Source organism: Pseudoalteromonas sp. SR44-8 (genome assembly GCF_014163635.1).
GTDB classification, from domain to species: domain Bacteria; phylum Pseudomonadota; class Gammaproteobacteria; order Enterobacterales; family Alteromonadaceae; genus Pseudoalteromonas; species Pseudoalteromonas rhizosphaerae.
On record NZ_JACJDS010000035.1, the window covers coordinates 1 to 22,236 of the forward strand.

General features: G+C 39.9%; 24 protein-coding genes. 11 read left to right on the forward strand and 13 right to left on the reverse strand.

Annotated features, from left to right (window positions below; all coding sequences use genetic code 11):
• Nucleotides 1–287: 287 nt before the first annotated feature.
• Nucleotides 288–1,580 (reverse strand): NCS2 family permease, encoded by a 1,293-nt coding sequence (locus H5183_RS16315; protein WP_182732197.1) that lies wholly within the window; start codon nucleotides 1,578–1,580, stop codon nucleotides 288–290.
• 127 nt (nucleotides 1,581–1,707) lie between these two features.
• Here H5183_RS16315 and H5183_RS16320 point away from each other — a divergent pair, with 127 nt between their 5' ends.
• From H5183_RS16320 to H5183_RS16335, 4 genes are all read left to right on the forward strand, one after another.
• Nucleotides 1,708–2,163, forward strand: a complete 456-nt coding sequence (locus tag H5183_RS16320; protein WP_145241053.1) for a sel1 repeat family protein — start codon at nucleotides 1,708–1,710, stop codon at nucleotides 2,161–2,163.
• Nucleotides 2,164–2,387: 224 nt separating this feature from the next.
• The gene (locus tag H5183_RS16325; protein ID WP_145241055.1) at nucleotides 2,388–2,822 is read left to right on the forward strand and encodes a SulA-like leucine-rich domain-containing protein; all 435 of its coding nucleotides are present in this window, start codon (nucleotides 2,388–2,390) and stop codon (nucleotides 2,820–2,822) included.
• Nucleotides 2,823–2,862: 40 nt separating this feature from the next.
• The gene (locus tag H5183_RS16330) at nucleotides 2,863–3,342 is read left to right on the forward strand and encodes a YchJ family protein (protein WP_182732198.1); all 480 of its coding nucleotides are present in this window, start codon (nucleotides 2,863–2,865) and stop codon (nucleotides 3,340–3,342) included.
• An 876-nt stretch (nucleotides 3,343–4,218) separates the two neighbouring features.
• On the forward strand, nucleotides 4,219–6,189 hold the full coding sequence (locus H5183_RS16335) for an RICIN domain-containing protein (protein WP_182732199.1): 1,971 nt from the start codon (nucleotides 4,219–4,221) through the stop codon (nucleotides 6,187–6,189).
• A gap of 40 nt (nucleotides 6,190–6,229) precedes the next feature.
• Here the strand turns inward: H5183_RS16335 and H5183_RS16340 are convergent, their stop codons facing one another.
• From H5183_RS16340 to H5183_RS16365, 6 genes are all read right to left on the reverse strand, one after another.
• A complete protein-coding gene (locus H5183_RS16340) occupies nucleotides 6,230–6,751 on the reverse strand; it encodes a YgjV family protein (protein WP_182732200.1) in 522 nt (173 codons plus the stop codon).
• A 74-nt stretch (nucleotides 6,752–6,825) separates the two neighbouring features.
• Nucleotides 6,826–7,044, reverse strand: a complete 219-nt coding sequence (locus tag H5183_RS16345; RefSeq protein ID WP_145241061.1) for a DUF6500 family protein — start codon at nucleotides 7,042–7,044, stop codon at nucleotides 6,826–6,828.
• Nucleotides 7,045–7,051: 7 nt separating this feature from the next.
• Nucleotides 7,052–7,492 carry a GNAT family N-acetyltransferase gene (locus H5183_RS16350; RefSeq protein ID WP_182732201.1) on the reverse strand — a complete coding sequence of 147 codons (441 nt, stop codon included), beginning with the start codon at nucleotides 7,490–7,492 and terminating at the stop codon, nucleotides 7,052–7,054.
• Nucleotides 7,493–7,529: 37 nt separating this feature from the next.
• A complete protein-coding gene (locus H5183_RS16355) occupies nucleotides 7,530–7,946 on the reverse strand; it encodes a tetratricopeptide repeat protein (protein WP_182732224.1) in 417 nt (138 codons plus the stop codon).
• A 245-nt stretch (nucleotides 7,947–8,191) separates the two neighbouring features.
• Nucleotides 8,192–8,653, reverse strand: a complete 462-nt coding sequence (locus tag H5183_RS16360; RefSeq protein ID WP_145241067.1) for a DMT family transporter — start codon at nucleotides 8,651–8,653, stop codon at nucleotides 8,192–8,194.
• A 9-nt stretch (nucleotides 8,654–8,662) separates the two neighbouring features.
• Nucleotides 8,663–9,097 carry a DMT family transporter gene (locus H5183_RS16365; RefSeq protein ID WP_145241069.1) on the reverse strand — a complete coding sequence of 145 codons (435 nt, stop codon included), beginning with the start codon at nucleotides 9,095–9,097 and terminating at the stop codon, nucleotides 8,663–8,665.
• 94 nt (nucleotides 9,098–9,191) lie between these two features.
• On the opposite strand from H5183_RS16365, the gene H5183_RS16370 reads away from it, so the two are divergent.
• Nucleotides 9,192–10,127 carry a LysR family transcriptional regulator gene (locus H5183_RS16370; protein ID WP_182732202.1) on the forward strand — a complete coding sequence of 312 codons (936 nt, stop codon included), beginning with the start codon at nucleotides 9,192–9,194 and terminating at the stop codon, nucleotides 10,125–10,127.
• Nucleotides 10,128–10,324: 197 nt separating this feature from the next.
• Complete coding sequence (locus tag H5183_RS16375) at nucleotides 10,325–11,161, forward strand: AraC family transcriptional regulator (protein WP_182732203.1); 837 nt, start codon at nucleotides 10,325–10,327, stop codon at nucleotides 11,159–11,161.
• Nucleotides 11,162–11,171: 10 nt separating this feature from the next.
• Here H5183_RS16375 and H5183_RS16380 read toward each other — a convergent pair whose 3' ends face one another.
• On the reverse strand, nucleotides 11,172–11,762 hold the full coding sequence (locus H5183_RS16380) for a LysE family translocator (RefSeq protein ID WP_182732204.1): 591 nt from the start codon (nucleotides 11,760–11,762) through the stop codon (nucleotides 11,172–11,174).
• A 184-nt stretch (nucleotides 11,763–11,946) separates the two neighbouring features.
• On the opposite strand from H5183_RS16380, the gene H5183_RS16385 reads away from it, so the two are divergent.
• The gene (locus H5183_RS16385; protein ID WP_145241077.1) at nucleotides 11,947–12,351 is read left to right on the forward strand and encodes a YkgJ family cysteine cluster protein; all 405 of its coding nucleotides are present in this window, start codon (nucleotides 11,947–11,949) and stop codon (nucleotides 12,349–12,351) included.
• Between the two features lie 329 nt (nucleotides 12,352–12,680).
• Nucleotides 12,681–14,198, forward strand: a complete 1,518-nt coding sequence (locus tag H5183_RS16390) for a DUF3360 family protein (RefSeq protein WP_145241079.1) — start codon at nucleotides 12,681–12,683, stop codon at nucleotides 14,196–14,198.
• Nucleotides 14,199–14,258: 60 nt separating this feature from the next.
• Here H5183_RS16390 and H5183_RS16395 read toward each other — a convergent pair whose 3' ends face one another.
• Nucleotides 14,259–15,131: an MYG1 family protein gene (locus H5183_RS16395; protein ID WP_182732205.1), complete on the reverse strand. Its 873-nt coding sequence runs from the start codon at nucleotides 15,129–15,131 to the stop codon at nucleotides 14,259–14,261.
• Nucleotides 15,132–15,465: 334 nt separating this feature from the next.
• Nucleotides 15,466–16,536: a mechanosensitive ion channel family protein gene (locus H5183_RS16400; protein ID WP_404936106.1), complete on the reverse strand. Its 1,071-nt coding sequence runs from the start codon at nucleotides 16,534–16,536 to the stop codon at nucleotides 15,466–15,468.
• Between the two features lie 154 nt (nucleotides 16,537–16,690).
• Between H5183_RS16400 and H5183_RS16405 the strand changes: the two genes are divergently transcribed.
• From H5183_RS16405 to H5183_RS16415, 3 genes are all read left to right on the forward strand, one after another.
• Nucleotides 16,691–17,671, forward strand: a complete 981-nt coding sequence (locus H5183_RS16405; protein WP_145241085.1) for a YihY/virulence factor BrkB family protein — start codon at nucleotides 16,691–16,693, stop codon at nucleotides 17,669–17,671.
• 71 nt (nucleotides 17,672–17,742) lie between these two features.
• Nucleotides 17,743–18,585 (forward strand): pirin family protein, encoded by an 843-nt coding sequence (locus H5183_RS16410; protein ID WP_182732207.1) that lies wholly within the window; start codon nucleotides 17,743–17,745, stop codon nucleotides 18,583–18,585.
• A 21-nt stretch (nucleotides 18,586–18,606) separates the two neighbouring features.
• The gene (locus tag H5183_RS16415) at nucleotides 18,607–19,578 is read left to right on the forward strand and encodes a glutathione S-transferase family protein (RefSeq protein ID WP_182732208.1); all 972 of its coding nucleotides are present in this window, start codon (nucleotides 18,607–18,609) and stop codon (nucleotides 19,576–19,578) included.
• Nucleotides 19,579–19,668: 90 nt separating this feature from the next.
• Here H5183_RS16415 and H5183_RS16420 read toward each other — a convergent pair whose 3' ends face one another.
• The 3 genes from H5183_RS16420 to H5183_RS16430 all read right to left on the reverse strand — a co-directional run bounded on the left by H5183_RS16420 (nucleotide 19,669) and on the right by H5183_RS16430 (nucleotide 22,193).
• Nucleotides 19,669–20,244 carry a hypothetical protein gene (locus H5183_RS16420; protein WP_182718958.1) on the reverse strand — a complete coding sequence of 192 codons (576 nt, stop codon included), beginning with the start codon at nucleotides 20,242–20,244 and terminating at the stop codon, nucleotides 19,669–19,671.
• A 105-nt stretch (nucleotides 20,245–20,349) separates the two neighbouring features.
• Nucleotides 20,350–21,141 carry a LytTR family DNA-binding domain-containing protein gene (locus tag H5183_RS16425; RefSeq protein WP_182732209.1) on the reverse strand — a complete coding sequence of 264 codons (792 nt, stop codon included), beginning with the start codon at nucleotides 21,139–21,141 and terminating at the stop codon, nucleotides 20,350–20,352.
• Entirely contained in the window at nucleotides 21,138–22,193 is a 1,056-nt protein-coding gene (locus tag H5183_RS16430; protein ID WP_246175609.1) for a sensor histidine kinase, read from the reverse strand. Before H5183_RS16430 ends, H5183_RS16425 begins: the two co-directional genes overlap by 4 nt.
• Nucleotides 22,194–22,236: the final 43 nt, after the last annotated feature.

The following is a 22,236-nucleotide window of genomic DNA, read 5'->3' on the forward strand; positions in this document are numbered from 1 at the left end:
TCATTTGAAGCTCTTTTCTTGATTCTGTGGTTTGTGTGGTAACAACCATTTGATCATGAATTGAGCTTCAACTCAATTTCTTAAGATCTTACCTATGACATCCATGTAAGTAACAAAGAGTTAATTGCCCCTAGGCAGAACCCTTCGGGCAGCGCCTGTTTGGCATTGATGCTGCGTTATCACCTATTTATGGGGAATGACCACATCACATAGGTTCTGCCTTGCCTAAATACCAAACAGACTGCTGAAAATTCAACCTTGAAAAGTCAACAGACCCTAGTAACTCACTAAGATAAAAACGCAAATTTGATCACAAACATCGCAGTCAATATCCACACACTGATGCTTACTTGTTCTCGTTTACCACACAATACTTTAACGACTGTATAAGAAATAAAGCCCAGTGCAATGCCATGAGCAATGGAGAATGTTAGCGGCGTCATCAGTAATACCACACTCACTGGAATGGCATCTGTCATATCATCCCAATTTACAAACTTAAGGTTTTGTAGCATTAGCACCGACACATATAAAATAGCTCCCGCAGTTGCATAAGCTGGCACCATTTTCGCCAAGGGTGCAAAAAACATCATCAATAAAAAGCACATTCCTACAACCACAGCTGTAAGTCCGGTTCTGCCACCCACAGATACTCCTGCAACTGACTCTATATATGAGGTTGTGGTCGAAGTGCCCAATACTGAACCGGCAATGGTTGCGGCGCTATCAGCACTTAATGCTCGTCCTAAACGAGGCATATTACCTTGTTCATCAGCAAGACCTGCTTTTTGAGTTACCGCAACTAAGGTGCCTGATGTATCAAATAAATCAACGAACAACAATGCAAAAATGACGCTAAGCATTGACAACTCAAACGCCGCTGAAAAATCAAGTTGCATAAAAGTAGGCGCAATTGAAGGAGGCATAGATATCACGCCTTGATACTCTACCAAACCCAGACTTAGCGCGATCACAGTTACTAATAAAATGCTGATCAAAACACCACTTTTAAAATCACGATAAAGTAGCGCTGCAATAACAAAAAAGCTAAAAATAGCCAACAATGGACCGGCAGCCGTTATATCACCCAGTTGCACTAATGTTGCAGGGCTGGCCATAATGATCCCGGCATTTTTAAGCGCAATTAACGCTAAGAACGCTCCAATTCCTGTTGCAATGGCTTGCTTTAACACCAATGGAATAGCATTAATTATCCACTCCCTGACTTTGAACAAACTCAGGAACAAGAAAATACAGCCCGACATAAACACAGCCCCTAATGCTGCTTGCCAGGTATAGCCCATGCCTAACACAACACCATAAGTAAAAAAGGCATTAAGCCCCATACCAGGAGCCAAAGCTAACGGATAATTTGCCCAAAAGCCCATGATAAAACAGCCAATAGCCGCAGCAATACAAGTTGCCACAAACGCAGCACCTTGATCCATACCAGCTTCAGCCAACATAGCAGGGTTGACAAACACAATATAAACCATAGTAATAAAGGTAGTGAGGCCGGCAATACATTCGCGGCGCACAGTCGAGTTGTGGTCGCTAATTTTAAATAACGCGTCGAGCATAAGTGAGTTTCATTTTAGATGACAATAATTGCGTGATTTTATCATATATTTCAAGAATAACAGGACAATTAACCTGATATTAGACTAAACTGAGCAGGTAAATGACAACAATAATATGTGTGGCACTATGACAGATACCTCGCCAATTGGCTTAGATTTAGAACAACAGTTAGAAAACGTATTATCGTTTATCACCCAACCGAGCAAAGCCCCACACAGTGCGGTTAAAGCTGATACTCCTGATAACACTGTTAATAAAGCCCTGTATTATTTAAAAAATGATCAACCTCCTCTCGCTGCTAAATGGATGCGCTTAGCTGCAATGTCAGGTAATCAGCGAGCCCAATTTTATCTAGGATTATTTTTTATCAAAGGCCAAGGCGTACCTACTAGTGTTTTTCATGGCGCAGTATGGCTAAGTTTAGCCAGTAGCCAAGGCTATGAGCCTGCAACAACCGCCTTAACTGATTTACGTAAACATCTAGCCACCCGCCGCTTTAAAGATGCCCAGTGTTATGCTGCAACACTGTATGAACAAATACACCAACAGCAGTTTGCTCACCTGATCCCCAACTCACCTTGAAAAGGGACTAATCTACCCTTTTCGTTAAAATCAATTGCCACCTCAATTTAAATAATTAATACATTGTTTTGTATAGTATTATTTAATTTTCTGCACATTTTCAAAGCTGATGGTATCAAATAAATTTAAAAATCGTTCAAAAAGATAGCAAAAAACACTTGCACACAAACACTGTATAAACTACTGTATATGAGTACTGTATAAACAACCAGTGAGTGAAACTTATGTTACAGCCAATTACCATCAGAACAGTTAAAAGCTATCAACAAGATAATTTAAGCGCATCAGTAAATTTGATTCAGATAGAAGATGAGATCTCTGCAACTTTTGAACTTCTAAAGGTGTTACACCATTACAATAATAAAAACGCATGGACGTTACTGATTGCACCGGATCACGTACCAAGTAAAGCTTTACTTGATTCATGTTCTATTGATACCAGTAAACTATTAGTGATTAGGCAAAAGCATCTGGTTAATTTAGAGTATGTACTAAATTCAGCACTACATAACGGTAACTTTGCAGCGGTGATCACCTGGACAGACATTGTGAAAGACAATCAAATAGCTAACCTGTCATTAAAGTTAGACCAAGCGAGTGCAAAACTATACTGTTTTACTAAAACCCAACAAGCTACAGAGATAGCATTAGCACAATAAGCTGTTAAAATGCCGTTTTTTAATAAAGCGTATTTTATTTATGACCTCACTCACTGACAGTCTTTGCTTATGTGGCAGCGAACAAAGCTATAGCGATTGCTGTGAAAAATTGCACTTAGGCAATATACAAGCAACAAGTCCAGAGCAACTAATGCGCTCTCGCTTTGTTGCTTATGCCTTAAAAAATGCTAAGTATATTTACCAAACTTATGCACAAAAAAAACAAGCAGCAAACCCAATCAAAGAAATTGCTGATTTTGCTAATAGTTGCCGCTTTATAAAATTAGCTGTGATCAGTGCAGACCAGCAAGAATACACTGGTTGTGTTGAATTTTGTGTTAGCTATTTTTATCAAAACTTGTTTTGCCAGCTGCATGAAAAATCAAGCTTCATAAAAGAAGATGGGCAGTGGCGTTATCTCGATGGTGAGATCTTCCCTGTTGCAGATATAAAAATTAGCCGCAATGATGAATGCCCGTGTGGTAGCGGTAAAAAATATAAAAAATGCCACAGCGTGTAACACTTTCTTAGAGTGTAGTTTTTACCGTAAGTATTTATAAATAATCATAAATTCAAAAAACTCGCGACCCAACGTGGTCTGTCTAAGTGCGATTAACTCTTTGTTGCTTAACCTAAATTTTGGTTAATGTGTTTTCTAACACATTGATTTAAAGCACTAATATTACTTTTACTCTCCAGCCGAAATTTTCAGGGAAAATAAGGCGAATTTACGCGTCAATAGCATGCCTATTACAAGTAAATTCAACGCAGTTAACATTGAAAAATAGCCGCTGGAGATGGATTTATTATCCGAAGCTCAGATTACTTCCGCCAGTAGAATAACGCGGTAGCAGTTATCGATCCAACTAGGTTACAAACCTCTTGTCATGATTAAATCACTCCTAGATTAAACAAATTTTAATTCTGAAAGGTCAACATGCTCTAGTACTTCACAACAACACCTATAAACAACTAACTCATCCATAAAACATATATATACTGCGTTAGAACCAGCCCCGTAGCATGCTAAGATCTAGTCATATCAAAAACAATAAAGGAACAAATGTTAAATAAATTTCAAGTATCAAAAAAACACTATAATAAAAACTAGAAAATAAATCGTTATTATTTTTATATTTTTTAAAATAATTAAAACAAAGCCTAACCTATTAATTTTAATTAAATATATTTATTTAAAACGCATAAAAACAAAACTAAATAATGAAATTAAAACTAATCAATCAGTAATTAGCATTGCAGAAAGTCATATTTAGCGCAATAATGCCACCGGTAGCACTGCAGTGCAAGCATAGACAGGACTTGATTGTGTTAACATTTTTAACAATTAATTTATTTGATTGTTTTGATCTGAACATACAATAATTAGGAACAACCAATGAATAAACGTACGTTATTTAAATATTCTTTGCATGCTTTGGCCATAACAACTGCTATATATGGAAACAGTGCACTTGCTAATGCGTCAGGCTTTGCCGCAACGAATGGTGGTACAACCGGTGGTGCTGGTGGCGATGTTGTTTATGCAACAACTGGAACCCAAATTCACCAGGCTTTATGTAACCGAGCATCAAGTGACACACCAATTATCATCCACGTTGAAGGCACCATAAATCATGACAACACCAGTAAAGTATCTGGAGATAGTTGCAATACTGGGCCAGATCTAATTGAACTAAAAGAAATTAGTAATGTTTCTATTATCGGTGTTGGTAGCGGTGCTCTTTTTGACCAATTAGGCATCCATATTCGTTCATCTTCAAATATCATTATTCAAAATGTTCACGTTAGAAACGTCAAAAAATCAGGCTCCCCCACCTCCAACGGCGGTGATGCGATTGGCATGGAGTCAAACGTCAGAAATATTTGGGTCGATCACGTTACACTTGAGGCCAGTGGTGGCGAAAGTTCAGGATATGATGCTTTGTTCGATATGAAGAGTAATACCAAATACGTGACATTATCTTACAGTATTTTGCGCAACTCTGGACGCGGTGGTCTCGTTGGCTCAAGTGATAGTGACAATACTAACGGCCCTGTTACTTTTCATCACAATTACTATGAAAATATTAATTCTCGCACGCCTTTACTAAGACACGCGACAGCGCATGCTTACAACAACTACTACTATGGACTCGTGTCATCGGGCATGAATCCACGAATTGGCGGTAAAATGCGCGCCGAAAACAACTACTTTAAAAATTCCAAAGATCCACTCGGTACTTTTTATACAAATGATATGGGTTACTGGCAAGTCAGTGGCAATGTTTGGGATAATATCGATTGGTCTGAACAAGAAAACAAGCTTCACCCAGCAGGCCCTAATCCGACCTCAACCACAACAATCAACATTCCTTATAACTATCAACTTGATAATGCACAGTGTATACCCAACATCATTGCAGCAACGGCTGGCGCGAACAAAGGCTTGCAAACATCGAATGGCCAATGTGGCTCGACTACCCCAACTGATCCAACACCGGATCCAGATCCAATACCTGAGCCAACGCCATCAAGGGAAAATCTTGCTATCAGTGCCGGTGTTGATGGCAGTTCTAAAGCCAGTGGCTCGAGTTATGGCAATGTGAACGACGGCGATATGTCAACTTACTGGTCACCGTCAGCTACCACGGGCACGATCAATATTAAAAACCTTAACACCACCATAAATGCGATTAAAATAATTGAAACCCCAGCCAGTAAAGGAAGCATTACAGCTTGGTCTTTAGTGAACTACGATACAGGTGTAACACTTACTAACGGTGGTGCTGTGCCAAATGTAATCACTTTTTCTAACACTAACTTATCCAAAGTAAGTTTTGTGATTCATTCCGCCAATGGCGTACCGCAAATTGCAGAGTTTGAAGTCTACAATGGTTATACCGACGGCAATAATGGCAACCCAACCAATACACAAGTCAATGGTACTTACCGCATTACCCCAAAACACAGTGGTGCATCATTAGATATTGCTAACTGTCAAAGTGAAGATGGGGCAAATGTTAGGCAGTGGTCTTGGCTTAATAATGATTGCCAAAAATTTAATATTTCAACAGTCGATGGGGTGTGGCATCGTATTTCACCAGTCAATTCTCCTTCTAAAGGGTTAGAGGTCTATACGCATTCAACTACAGCGGGTGAAAATATCAATATCTGGACATACACAGGGAGCTATAACCAGCAGTTTCGTTTGCAAAGTGCCGGCTCTGGTAAGTGGCGTATCATCAACCGAAATAGTGAGTTGTGCTTAGACGTCGCAGGCAGCAAAACTGCCGATGATGCTAATATTCTGCAATGGACATGTACCTCAGGAGCAGAAAATCAAATGTTTGAGTTAACCAGACAATAACTAACATTTACTGTGAAGGGCTTTGTTAAGCTCTTCATTATTAACCGTGTTCAGTCAGCGCCTCACGGGTAAAGCGTTGTTTATGTAGTCTATAGATAGTCGATATATTAATAACAATTACAGTCGCTTCCAATAACACGCCGCCAATAGATCCAACAATTATATTATTTGCCAACCATAGGCACGATCCTGCAAACAGCAAAACACGCATTTTGATGCCCGTTAAGCAAAATAGTGCAAAACAACCCAAACAAGCGGCAACAATCGCAAGGTAATCCGTCCATTGCTGGGCTGTTAGATAACCGATAACCACGGTTAAAATAATAAAAATGGCTGCTATCCACACCGATTTTACCCGCATTGATACGGCTGTACGCCCCGCTGAAAATAAACAGCACAATGATGAAGTGATAGCATTGAGTAAATAAAAGTGCAGTGCATGATTTAGATTCATCACCACCATCATTATTTTTAAACGACGATCATCCTTTTGATAAAAGCACACCAATGCTAAAACAAAGCTGAGTAAACCAAACCCTTGGGCAATCCAACTATCAACCACCAGCACTACACCTCACTAAAATAAATATCTCAACCGCTATTGTGGTTAATATACAATCAAACATCTACACGCTATTACAGATTATTTTCAATCATGGTTTTAATGATCCGCGCTTTAACAAAGTGATCTAATTGGTGGGTTTGTATCCACCATGTCGCAGCTTCCATAAGTAATTCTGGATCATCATTTTTGTTGGCAAAAAAAGCATAAAACGACAGCCCAACATTATCTCCCTTCGCCGCTATTTTTTTGTCGCAAACTTGAATGATCTTAGTCCTTAATTCGTCGCGCATTACGGCGTTACCTCACTTCACTTTTTAAACTGCATTGCATTTCAATAAGTTGGTGTTCGCCAACTATTTCAACATCTTTAATATATTTAAAACCATAACTTTCGTAATAGCCTTGCAAATAGGCATGTGCATGAATTTCAATGATCTCAAGGCCAATTTTACCAGCATGTGATAACAAGGCATTAATAACCAATTTAGCAATGCCGGATCCTCGGTATTGCTTTAACACTGCAATCCTTGCCATAACGCCACACCGTCGATTACGTTTCACTAACCGCGCAGTAGCGACTAAAGCACCGCCATCTGTTACCACCACATGCACAGCTCGTTCGTCGAAACCGTCTAAATCTAACTGCTTAGGAATACTTTGTTCGATCACAAATACCTGGTGGCGAATAGCATGCGCTTGCGCAATCAGTTTAGGGCTAGTGCCTAGCGTAACATCCATTTATTGTGACCTCTTAAACATAATCAACGAGCTAATTTTACTGTAATTGTTGTAGTAGCTGAGCTATTTCAGCCTTCAGCGCTTTATCAGGAATTTTATTTGCGCTAACCTGCGCAGCTTGTAAACTTACGATAGCAGCTTCGGTTTGCCCTAGTTCAACATGCATAGTTGCCATCGCATAACCAATTGACGACATATAATCTTTCGCATTGATGGCGCTGGCTTTAGCTAATGCTTTTTCATAGATCAACAACGCATCGGCAAACTCATCGGTAAAATCAGCGAGCGTTTCCCACTGTACAGGATGATCTTTCTCAGTATTTTCATGCTCAATACACAGTGCTTTTAGCTGCCCATAGAGTGAATCGAACGTAACTTGATCTTGCTGCTGTGCAGCATTCATTAGCTCACCGGCTAAGTTCAATACTGATTTATACAGTTTTGTATTCATTATTCTTTCATTACCTTTTGTTAGAAATTACAGCCAAATTAACTATCTTGCATGGCTAAGAACAACAACTCAAAGCGAAACGAAAGAAAATACAAGGCCGAGAGCGTACTATTCTAATACACTCGAGACTAAAATGATTCATTCTAAAGCGTATCAAGCCTAAGGCGGGGAAAAAATCTCAGCTCAAATCAGGTGTTAACCCCCCTGTTACAAGTTATCACCTCAGCCAAATTTTTATTGTTTCAAGGCTAACTCTCAGTTTTTGCTGTATCTTTACCACTTGCATGAATAAAATACAGCGCAATACCCAAACATATTACAGCGCCAATACGACTTGGCGAAAAAGCAATCACATCGTTACCAAGCCAACCAAAATTATCAATTAACATACTCATAAATAATTGACCGAATATTACCGCAACCGTTGCGACTGCGGTGCCAATTCGCTGCACAGCAAACACCATTATCACGATATAGGGTACTCCACACATTGCCCCTAATAATTGCCACTTTGGCACATCCAACAGGGTTAGCGCATGCCTAGGTTCAAAATAAAAGATAAGTAACCCGGTGATCAACGCACCCACCGAAAAGGTTAAAAATGCGCAGCGAAAAACACCTACTTTACTTCCTAATTGGCCATTAATGGCAGCCTGAATACTCAAGGTTGCACCACCAATCACCGCCAGAATTATCATAATTATAGTCATTAGCGTCCCCTAACCTTGTGCCATCAGAATTAATGCAATGACAATAAAAAATAGTGCCATAAGCCGTTTACGGTCAATCTGGCGATGTTGACTACCAAATAAACCATAATGATCTATCAGCAAACTTTTCGCTATTTGTCCCATCAAGATACTGATCATCGTCATAGCAATACCTATCACAGGTGCTGTGAACGTCAATATAACGACATAAACAGGCCCCAACACGCCACCTAACAATGTCCATGATGGTTGTTTGAAAAAAGATGGGCTATTCCGAGGACTAAAAAATAGCATCAACATAAAGGTAAGAGCAGCACCAACACCAAACACACTAAATGTGGCCCATAATTCTCCAACCTCACCACCTAAAGGGCCCAATAAGCCTGCTTCTACAGACAGCCCCATTCCTCCCATAACGACAATTAAAATCAAAATAAACTGCATGCAAATCTCCTATTAATAAGGAATACATAATAACCTAGAGCTTTAACGCGAAAAATGGGATTATATAAGAAACACTTTTGCAGGATTTGCACAAATGAATGATTTCAGTTCGATCAATATCAGAGCGTTAAAATTTTTTATCGCCGTGTATAAATGTAAAAGCTTTTCTGTTGTTGCTCGACATGAAAATGTATCGCCTTCTATGGTCTCTAGAGTAATTTTGCAACTTGAAGATGCCCTTGGTCAGCAACTTTTTTACCGTAACACAAGAGCAATAATGCCAACCGAAGCGGGCCGAATTTTTCATGATTATGCGCGATCAATGACCGAGCAACTCAACGAAGTACGAAACGAGCTGCAAGATAGAGCAACTCAACCCAAAGGGTTGATAAGAATTAATGCGCCGGTTTTTTTCGGACAAAAACACATAGCGCCTTGGCTTGGTGAGTTTTTAAATCGCTATCCGAAAATTCAAGTAGAGTTGACTCAAACCGATGATTTTATCGATCCGCATATTGATGCCGCTGACGTGATTTTTCGTATCGGATCTCTTGCAGATTCATCGTTACATGCTAAAACATTAGGACTGCAAACTTATCATTTAGCCGCATCCCCTGCTTATCTGAAAAAATATGGCACACCAAAAGTGCCGGCTGATCTTAGTCAGCATCAGGGCTTAATTTATCGCGGTTCATCGGGGCAAAATCGTTGGTTATTCAAAATTAATTCGTCATGGCAGCAGCAAAGTGTAATACCGACTTTAGTATCTAACAACGCTGAAACGCTGTTTATCGGGGCTTTGAACGACATGGGAATTGTATTATTCCCTGATTGGTTAATTGGTGAAAGCTTAAAAACAGGCACACTTGTTTCACTCTTAAGTGAATTTGCGCCAACAATAAAAACAGGACCACAAAACATTACTGCAATTTACCCTAATACACGACAACCACCGTTAAATGTTCGAGTATGTATTGATTACTTTAGTGAAGTTTATGGCAACCCGCCGTACTGGAAATACCAAAATTAAGTATCTGCGTTATGCTCTAACGGGTGCAAACAGACCAATAATGATACCTAAAAACACACCCGCTCAGCACACAATTGCATGCAGCTAAGTGACGCAGTTACTCACTGATTTTTTGGTGAATAATTTACTCTGAGAGTAGATTTATACACTACAACTAGGGGTATACTGGAAATAGGTTTTCAATTGTGGAAAATAGTATGCTCCCAACAACACACCCTATTTTTTGGCGCGACCCCGAGTTACCATTTGTCGAGCTGCGCCAAGTATTAGATGGCCGCAAAGTCACTTATGCTCCCCACTCCCACCTGCAATGGTCAATTGGCGCAATTTTAGCGGGGCAAAGTGAATTCATTTGTGAAGATCGTCTACATCAAGTAACACATGGTAATTTAGTATTAATGAACCCTGATGAAGTCCACGCCTGTAATCCAAAGCAAAACTCAGCGTGGGCTTATTACATGATGCATATAGATAAAAATTGGTTAGCAGCGTTATTGTTCGAGTCTGGCGTCACAAAGCAACAAAACTGGCAAGGAAGTCGCTTGGATACAGTGCTACTACCACAGCTTTATCAGGACTTTGTTATCTTGTGCCAAAACCTAATGACAAATACGTTTACCGCAGCACAAAAGCGCACGTTGCTAAGTAGTTACTTCGTACAATTATTTACGTACCTTGATTGCGTTGAGCCATTACACGAGCAAACGTTGTTACCTGAAAATAAGCTATATCAAGTAGCGAACTACCTGAATGAGCACTGTTTTGAAGACCAATCAATTAACACAATCAGTAAACTTTTTGGCTTTAGCAGCAGTTATTTAGTGCGCGCTTTTAAACGTCATTTTAATATGACTCCGCACGCTTATCGGTTAAATCGTCGTATTCAATTAGGTCAGCAAGCACTAAAACAAGGCCAGCCAATAGCAAGTATCGCTCACAGTGCAGGTTTTAGTGATCAAGCGCATTTTCAGCGGGTCTTTAAACAACGCGTAGCGGCAACTCCCGAGCAATATCGCCGTACTTTATCACTGTAAATTAAAACCACTAAATCAATAATAAAAAGCAGCTGCCAGCCAGTAATAGTGCAAGAATTTTATTCATCACTCGCATTTTAGCTGGGCTTTGAAAATGCTGCCCGAGCCGTATACCTAGCCAAACCCAACAGCCAAGTGATAACCAACAAATAGGTAAATATAAACTTGCAAAAGTAACCAGTTCAAATCCTTGCGCCCCTGGACTATATGCTGCAATGCCTGATAAAGAAGCCAACCACGCTTTAGGGTTAAGCCATTGCATGATCACACCTGTCATAAAGGTAGGGGCATTTTGCTTAGCGTCAGCTGTGAGGCCGCCATCATCGATAAATAATTGATAACTGAGATAAAGTAAAAAAGCGATACCGAGCCACTGTAATACACCAGTGATCCAGGCTAATTGCGCAATGAGATAATGCAAACTAAAACCAATAAACAAAAATAATGCAATGAAACCAAAGGTAGCACCAGTCACAAATATTAAGCCTCTTTTTGCCCCATATCGCGCACTACTACTTAACGAAACAAGGTTAACTGGCCCGGGTGATATAGACGCCGCCAAGGCAAATAGTGCCATTGAGATGATCACTGATAAAGTCATAACGTATACTTAGGTTATTTAAAGTGGCGTTTATTATCTGTTGTTGCAATAAGCCATGTATTGAACAAAATTGACCTTGTTGTAAATAAAATAGCATCTGACAAATTACCCCTGCAAAAACACAGCTGCACTAAAAACAATCGGTGATACACTAGAATTAGTCCATCTTACAAATTAGCGAACCATGAAAGAATGTAATCAATGTGGTAAATGCTGTATTAAATACGGTGGTGGCGATCTGAGCGCCACGCAAGAAGAGATTGATCTATGGGAGATATTTAACCCCGAAATCTTTGAGTTCGTTAAAAATAACCAAATATGGCACGACCCACAATCGGGAGTAAAACTAAGCCAATGCCCTTTTCTTGAAATAGCACCAAAAATAAATCCCCTCGCCGCAAATAAATATACCTGCAGTATTTATTTAGACCGCCCTGAAGATTGCCGCCACTATCCTAGCCTTATCACCGAAATGGTAAGAGACGAATGCGAAATGATTGAAGTAATCGATTTAGATAACTATAAAAAAGCACAAAGAAAACTTGATCTATTAATGCAAGACAGTCGCCCTGGCGGCTATACAGAATAAAACAGAGCTTAGCTTTGAGTGAGCTCCTAGCCATTAGACTAAAGACTTAGCACCCAGTAATTCATTAATGCGTGCCGTATAACTGGCTTTTTTAAAGCAATAAACAACAAATATGAAAATAAGGTATTGATTATTAACAATAGAAATTAACTTTTGAATATTTTCTTCTCTGCTGGCTATACCTGCGCCAAGCTACTTTAATCCGTCATGCTCGACCTTTGCCTAATCGTAATTGATAAACCTCTACTTTATTCTATCGATTCAATATTCATTGCTTTATACAAGCTGTTTTTTTATTTTGAGTTAGCAACAATGTTGCAGGAGAATTCATGACAACCACGCCAAAAGATGACACGTCATCCCAAGCTGAGCAGGTAAGCGATACTCAAACCGTTTCCGATAGCTATAAAAATCTTCATAAACCAAGCTCTGAGTTTGCCAGTCGAGACGATTATCTCGAGCATGAACTGCAAATTATGCAGCCAAAGCGCTGGCGTCCTAACTTGCCTTTTCGGGATTACCGCTTCGAATTTGAAGACACAATTCCCGCGATGGCAGGGACAATTGGTAAAGTTGTTATGGTAGGCGCTATTGCCGCCACCTTTGCCGCACCGCTTGGTTTAAGTGACGCCTTTGTGTTAGAAAACGTACGCTATGAGTTACTCATAGTGGCTATTTTTATCATCTTGTTTTCAGGTTTTATTTTACCCACTGCTAACTTAGCGGGAACCCACGGACCACTCATTCCATTAATTCCCATTGTTGTTGCAGCAGGCGGACACCCAATGGCATTCGGGCTACTCATTGGCGCCTTAGGGTTACTGCTTGCCATCAGTAAAGGCGGCAGTTTGTTGGCACGACTAACCAGTAAAGGGGTGTGCGGCGGATTATTACTTTACTTAGGATTCATAGGCACTATATCGCAAGTAAAGAAACTGTTTGCATGGGCTGAACAAATTCAAATGACCCACATTGCCTTCATCGTTATTTTGGCCACTATTTTACTGTACGCGCTACTCGAACATTTTAAAAAACGTTGGTTAGCTGTGCCGCTCAGCTGCCTTATTGGTGGTTTAACGGCCTTTGCCTTAGGTGCGCCGTTTGAATTTAAAACCGCCCCCGGGTTACCAAATATGAACCCTATGTATTGGTGGGGTGAAAACACCGGTTGGATGTTAGGTTTGCCGACTCTTGAAAGCTTTGTAGTCGTATTGCCCTTTGCCATACTGGCAGTGGCCATGTGGTCGCCAGACTTTTTAGGCCATCAAGTATTCCAAAAGATCAGCTACCCAAAACGTACTGAAAAAGTGCAAATGAACATTGACGATACTATGCTCAGTGCATCAGTTAGGCAAACCTTTGGCTCTATTTTAGGTGGGTCTAACTTCACCTCATCATGGGGCACGTATATTGTGCCTGCCGCGATTGCTAAGCGCCCTATTCCAGCGGGTGCAATTTTAACCGCACTTTTTTGTGTAATTGCAGGTATATGGGGTTATCCAATGGATCTCGCCATTTGGCAACCGGTACTGTGTGTGGCGTTAATAGTGGGTGTATTTATCCCACTGCTTGAGGCGGGTATGGAAATGACTCGCGAAGGTAAAACCACGCAATCAGCAGCTATTGTGGTATTTGCTTCAACGTTAGTAAACCCAGCGTTTGGCTGGTCACTGACCATGCTGCTCGATAACTTAGGCTTAATTGGCTGTAAAGAGCGCAGCTCTGAGCTGACCCATATGAGTCGCTGGATCATTCCGCTGTTTATGTTTGTATTATTGACCAGTGTTATGGCCATGGTGGGCATGCTGCCAGGTATTCCAGCGTTGCTAGAAAACTTTAGGCACTAATACAAAAAGGGGGGAAGCCAGTACAGCGCTTCCCCCCTTTTTAATAACCGTGACTTCGTTTTATCCGTCTTGCAACGCCATAGCAGCAAGTTTCATGGTACTTGCAAATGATTCTGCGCCTGCGATAAACAAGCCATTGTGGCAAAACATTGCGTCATCAATGCCCGTTTGCGCTTGAAATGCAGCATCTGATAAACCAGCCCATGCTTTTGGTAGTGACTTTCTGTCTTCAAATGAACCCGGTTCAACAGGCACCGTTTGCAAAATCCATTTGCCTGAATGCGATGGATAAACCATGTATAACGCTTCTTGCGATAAAGCATGCACAGTTTTTTTCCACGGCGTGTATTGCTCTAATACAATCACTCTTGCATCATCTGCGTTATCAATCGCTTTAGCGACGATTGCTTTAGCATTAATGCCGCCACTGGCTGCTGCAATAAAACGTGTTAAAACACGCGATGCAAATTCAACCGCCTCATCAAAACAACGATCAAAGTCACTTTCCTCTTGCCATGTTGGGTTAAACATTGAAATTGTTTGGCTAAGACTGATCCCTTTCGATACACCTTCAACATGACCGCAATCAATCGCATCAATGGTCGATACCAAACCGGCATCAACTGCATGCGCAACATCTTGGTCACCCTGACACAGCTCTAAACCATATTTTTGCCAAATTAAACCAAATGATGAGTATGGGATGCCATTTTCACGCTCACCGGCACCGCCACGTTGGTGATGATCAAAACGTCCAGCAGCTGGGTCATATACGCCGCCAACATCAATCACTATGTCAGCTTGCGCGATTAATTCTAAATCACGGGTACGTATAAGTTTAAAAGTAGGAAGAATATGCCTAAGTGCGGCGATACTAAACACATCATCCGCATGAAAATTACCGTTATGAGTTGCTACTGTTATATCATTCATTTATTTAATATCATTTTAGAAAGGAGTAAGAAGACGGCGAAATTTAAACTGATCCGTTAGCACAAAATAGATAAGTCAAAATTACAAGCACAACAGTATACGCTATCGGCGAGCAGCCCACAAAAACAGTGAACCACTTTGTGGTAATTAATCGTCTAGAGGAAGATAAGCTACAGTAATAACAAAGCAACAGTAGATTGATGGTAAAAACATAACCAATCCATACATGAACTGTCTTCAGTAAAACTTTCTCCTCGAGCGATACCTCAGTCTTTGCTAAATAAAATTGCCGAACCCACGGCCATTAAACTAAGTATATTATTTAAAGAGCAAGTTAAATAATATTGTTGCCTTGCTCAGGATCGCGAGAGCGCTCAGCTTGTTCACGAATTTCATCAGCATCACTGCTCACATCATCAATACCAGCATCCAGATGCGCAATCGGTTTGACTTTTTGATCTTGCGTAGTGGGTTGTTCCGGAGTCTTTTGTGCTTGCTCACTTGGTGCATTTAAAATAATCCGTTCACGAGCATCATCAGGCATACTAATACCATGCGCGTTAAAGCTATTAACCATTTCACGCATCAATTGCGACGCTACCTTAACCGGGCTGTTTTGCTCACTATTAACCCAAAAGTAAATACTGAGATTGATAGTGGCTGAGCCTAATTCATCAAGTAACACCTGTGGGGCCGGATCTTTTAGCACAGCAGCTTGTTTATCCATTAAACTCAGCGCTAACTGCTGAGTGTTACGTATATCGTTATCGTAACCTATGCCTATTTTATAGTGACCGCGCATTTTCGGATTAGCAGTAAGGTTTTTAATCACATTTTTATAAACAGTCGCATTAGGTATTTGAATATGATTACCATCAAAATCAACTAATGTGGTCGCCCGCGCAGTGACCTTTTTTACTACCCCTAAGCAGCCATCGACTTCAATAACATCATCAATACGAAAAGGACGTTGCACACTTAATAGCATGCTCGATATAAAGTTCTCTGCAATATCACGAAATGCAAAACCTAAGATTAGCCCGACTAATCCAGTACCGCTCATTATCGCCACGGCAAATTCACTTAAGCCTGCTAAGCGTAAAAATAAATAAACTCCAAACAAAATGATCACAGTACTAATAAAGCGACGAGCAACAACATGCAATAACCGCCTTTCACTTACATAGCCAATAGGTTTCACTAATAAATAAGACACAGGCTTTGCTAAAAAATAGCACACGATTATTGCTGCTATACCTAAAGTGAGAGCGGGTAACATTTGCCAAGCACTTTGTAAAAAATGCGCAATTTGTGAGTTTATACCTTGCCAAGATACTGGCGCTAAAGGATCCGCGTTGGTACTCGTTGTTTGTATTTTTAATGCGCTAATAATTTGATTATTAATACTATTCATTATTTCCATATGTAACTCATGCGCTCTTTATTGATGAAACCATTAATTCTGTAGAAGCAAATTAAACGCCAACTTAAGCTGGCAAGCACCTTGCACCCTAACTTCTAATAAATAGTGACTAATAACCATCAGCAAGGAATAAAATATGGCACATAAACCACGTGGCTACACAGCAGATAAACCAACCGAGATCCCCTTGCTGGGCTGGTGGGATATCAGCAAGCGGGTATACCAAAGTATGTCGCAAGATAACTTATCCTTTGTTGCCGCTGGTGTCGCCTTTTACGCATTACTCGCTATTTTTCCAGCACTGGCAGCCTGTGTTTCGCTGTATGCTTATTTCGCCTCTACGGCGGATGTTAGTGAACAGATTAGTAAGTTTATTACTTTATTGCCACCAAGCAGCCGAGAAATCGTTCTACAACAGGTATCTGAAGTTACCCAACAATCACAAAAAGTGTTAAGTGTTAGTGCAATAAGCACGTTGTTATTAACCACATGGAGTAGCAGTAAGGGCTGCCAAGCACTGATCACAGCCTGCAATATTACCTACCATGAGCAAACCAAAAGGCAGTTTTTCAAAGCGCTTTTAGTGCGCTTTCTATTCTCTATTGGCGCTATATTGGTCGCAGTAATCGCATTATTAATCATTGGTATATTGCCTATCGCACTCAATATTGTTGGTCTAGAAAACAGTATCGATACGGTGATCAAATTACTCACTTGGCTATTACTAGCAGCGACTTTTCATTTTGCTTTAGCTTTTGTATATCGTTATGCACCCCATAGAAAAGCGGCAAAGTGGCGTTGGGTTACAACTGGTTCAGTAATGGCTACTGGGCTTTGGATCATCGCATCATTAGGGTTTTCATATTATGTGTCACAGTTTGCTTCATACAATGAGACCTATGGTTCGTTAGGCGGGGTCGTGATCATGTTGATGTGGTTGTATATCAGCGCCTATATTATTATTTTTGGCGCTGCGATTAATGCCAGCACCGAACAACAAACCATGGTTGATAGCACCGTAGGACCTGCACATCAGTCTGGCAATCGCGGGGCTTTTGTAGCGGATAACCTAACGAAAAAACAAAAATCAGAACGTTCTGTTAAAACGAATGAATAGTGCTATTTTTACCCATGGTTGTTTAATTTTATTGTGTTTAAATAATACCATACAAGATTAGGAGCAAAGCAATGAAAGTAATAAAGCAACTCAATAGCCATGCAACCCAAGATGGTGATGGCGTAAATATTAGCCGGATACCAGGCTTTGATGGTAAGCATTTAGATCCTTTTTTAATGATCGACGAATTAAAATCCGACGATCACAGTGACTTTATGGGTGGGTTTCCTGCCCACCCGCATCGTGGTATCGAAACCTTTACCTACATTATTAAAGGCGGCTTTGAACACCAAGATCAAATGGGCAATAAAAAAGCTATTCGCGCAGGTGATGTGCAATGGATGAGTACCGGCTTTGGCGTTATCCATAGCGAAATGCCACTTGCCGATGCGATTGAGGGGATGCATGGCTTTCAAATTTGGCTCAATATGCCAAGCACTGAAAAGCTCAGAGCACCGAAATATCAAGATACTACTGAGCACCCTGCACCTGAACATAAAAATAGTCAAGGTGTTGAACTAAAAGCACTGGCTGGCAGTTGGCAATTTGACCAGCAAACTCAGGTTTCAAGCCTACAAGAACTAGCAGCCAATGGCATGCTAGCAGATGTAACATTACCTGTAGGCACTGAGTTTGCTCATCCACCACTGACACAAAGCAAGGTGATGATTTATATTCATACCGGCTCAATCAACACCGAACAAGGTGGTCCAGTAATGGCTGGCAGCCTACTTATTTTAGAGCCCGGGAGTGATATTAAATTTAGCTCGCAAAGCGGCGCTGGGGTACTTATTTTAGCCGGTGATCCGCTTAATGAACCTATTGCTCACATGGGCCCGTTTGTGATGAATACGCAAGATCAATTACGAGAAGCAATTAGTGATTACCAAAGCGGTAAATTTGGTAGCTTTTAAAACACGATATAGGAGTCAATTATGGGATTACTAGTCAACGGTAAATGGCAAGATAAATGGTACGACACCGATAAAAGCGATGGTGAGTTTAAACGCGAGTCTGCACAATTACGTAACTGGGTAACCAAAGATGGCAGCGCAGGCCCAACTGGTGAGGCGGGCTTTAAGGCACAGAAAGGCCGTTATCATTTATATGTTTCATTAGCCTGCCCATGGGCGCACCGCACCTTGATTTTTAGAAAATTAAAAGGCCTTGAAGACTATATTGATGTCTCTGTGGTTAGCCCAGATATGTTAGATAATGGTTGGACGTTTGATAAAAACAACCACAGCACTGGAGATGCACTTTTTGATAAGCAATTTATGCATCAAATATACACCGAAAATAAAGCAGATTATTCCGGAAGAGTAACTGTGCCTGTGCTTTGGGATAAACAGCAAAATAAAATAGTCAGTAATGAATCTGCTGAAATCATTCGCATGTTTAACAGCGCCTTCAATGATTTAACTGGCAATAAACTAGACTTTTACCCAAATAACTTGCACGCTGAAATCGATGCAATTAATGAGCTGGTGTACAACAACATTAATAATGGCGTGTATCGTACTGGGTTTGCGACCACTCAAAAAGCCTATGAAGAAGCATTTAATGACTTATTCACTGCATTAGACAAAGTCGAAAGTATTTTACTCAAGCAGCGCTATTTAGTGGGCAACACCCTAACCGAAGCAGATTGGCGATTATTCACCACTCTAATACGCTTTGACAGTGTGTATGTTGGGCATTTTAAATGTAATCTGCGTACTATCGAAAATTACCCGGCACTGAGTGAATACTTACGTGAGCTTTATCAAGTTGCTGGCGTTAAAGAAACCGTTGATTTTTATCATATCAAACGACATTATTATTTTAGTCATACCATGATCAACCCAACGCAAATCGTCCCTAAAGGGCCCAATATTGATTACGCTCGCGAGCATAATCGCGGTTAACCAATTTATACTACCCCTGCAAAATGGCAGGGGTAGTATAGGCCTTTTTATAACCACCACAAATCACAATAATGCCTTTTAAAGCTTTGATCACCACTGTATTGTATTGATAATATAACCAAAATAACTTTTTTCACCGACCAGATTTACTCTTTTATTCTTGAGCGTTAATAATTCAGCTTTATCTAAATACCATCTTATTGAATGTGTTTCTTCACTTGCTAAATCGGAAAACTTTAATTCTACGCAGTGCGGCTCATAGTCACTACTACATGTTGTTGCCTCAACTAATAAATATTCTTGCGACCAATACTCAGCCAATTGATAATTTGCCCATAACTGTATTGGGATATTAATGAATGTCCAAAAGTAAAAGTAAATAAACACTGGACTAAAAAGCAGCGTAAAATACTTAACTAAACGTCCCTCAGCAATAAAATGCTCATCTAAGCTTTCCTTCACTTGAGCAAAATTCTTATACTGACTAAAAAGGTAACCAATCGTCAGCACTGTCAGCGAGGGTAAAACCCATTGTAAAATAAAATTGTAATTAGCATTAGGGATAAATGCGGGATCCACACTTTCATACCAGATGAAAAAACCGCAAGGCATAAAACAGGTAATCAATAATATTAAAATAATCCAAAAAAGCTGAGGTTTTGCCATAGAAATTTAAAATCCTTATAAATTATGACCTGAGATAGCGTAACAAATGCCTATTATACAAACTGTTAAAGTTATAGTTTAATACTCTCAATATTAATATATTTATTATTTGAACAAACTCTTTAAATTTTTACTATAGGTACGACTGACTTTAAGTGTTTTACCACTTTGTAATACAGCCGTGTATTCAGAGTTTCTAAGTGGGTTAAGTTGCTTTATATGGCTTAAATTCACAATCGTTGATTTATGTATTCGCAGGAAATCTTCAGGCAAGGTGTTTTTTTCAAGCTCTTTTAAACGCGCACGCATTACGTGTGTTTCAGCAGGTGTGTGTACACACATATAATCCCCCGCCGCATCAATCCATAAAATATCTTTAAACGGAATAATTTGAATTGGGTTTTTAGCATCTTGAATAACTAAATTCTCAGCTTCAAACTCATAGTCAGAATTACCCGCCACTTCAAGTGGTTGCGATTCATTGATCACCAGCGATTGGTGCACTTCAATAAGTTCGGTTTTTCTGTTTAGCTTTTCTGTTTTAATAACTCTTTCAATGGCTTCTGCAAGGCGAGCTAACTTAACGGGCTTAAGTAAATAATCCAGCGCCCTCACTTCAAAAGCTTTAACAGCATGTTGATGAAATGCCGTAACAAAGATAACCGCAGGGCAGCTCTCTGGTTGAAAATGTTTAATTAATTCAAAACCTGACTTTGTTGGCATTTCTATATCTAGAAACACTAAATCTACATCATATTCGTTAAGTACTTTAATTGCTTCATCAACACTTTGTGCACTGCCAATCACTTCAATTTCAGCAAAGGCTTCTAAGCGAATACGCAAACCTTCAATAGCACTGTATTCGTCATCAACGAGTAACGTTTTTAATTGAATCATGATTGCAAACCATTAATTGGAAGAGAGATACAAAACCACGCACCACCGGTAGTCGCATTGCCTTTTTCAATTCGGTGACTATTACCATATATTAATTTTAAGCGTTGCTCACAATTAGCCAAGCCGATGCCTCTTTTGGTTTTTTTATTATCATCAAAGCCTTTACCAGTATCAGCAACTTTAATGAGCAATGCGGATTTTGTTTTTTCAACATTAATTGTGATCACCATTTTTTGATCTGCTCGCATACCATGTTTTAACGCGTTTTCTACCAATGGTTGAATTAATAAAGAAGGTATTAATAAATCGTTGCATGGTTCATCAACGCTAATATTAACCTCTAGCTTGTCAGCAAATCGGCATTGCTCTATATCTAAGTAGGTTCTTAACATTGCGATTTCTTCTTTGATAGCTACTTTTTCAAGTGGGTCGGTATATAAACTATGGCGCAATAAGTCACATAGTTTTTCAAGCATGTTAACTGCCTGCAAGCTTTCTTTTTTCAATATTAACGTGCAAATGGCGTTAATACTATTGAACATAAAATGCGGGTTAAGCTGATATCGAAGCATTTTTAGCTGTGACTCTTTCGCTAAATGGGTAGCTTCTGCGGCCTTTTGAGTTTGCTCAAGATTATCTAAATAAATTTTGATCCCGTAATAAAAGGCAGTCCATGTTGAAAGCATGGTTAACGAGGCTGACGTCCATGTACCAAAGTCAAACCATGACATTGAAAGCCACCAGTTACCATATAACCACTGCAAGGAAATCCATTTAATTTGCGTCCAGAGTAATGTTGCAATTAGAAGCAGCATAATACGTAACGCGACTTTAACTTTGAGCTCTTGTTGACTAAAACAGTTGTAAAATCGTCTTAACGTTAAAGTGATCAAAAAGCCACACGCTACATCAATAATTAAATGCGGTATATGTATTGTCCATGGCTCTTCGCTTGGTATTTTTATCATTAATTCGGTCAGCATTGCATAGACAATCCAACCACAACTTTGGAATAACCAGAACAACTGACTTCTAGGGTTATTACTATTCACATTATTAAATCCAATGTTATAGGCTGTTGATTAATAAACGTTA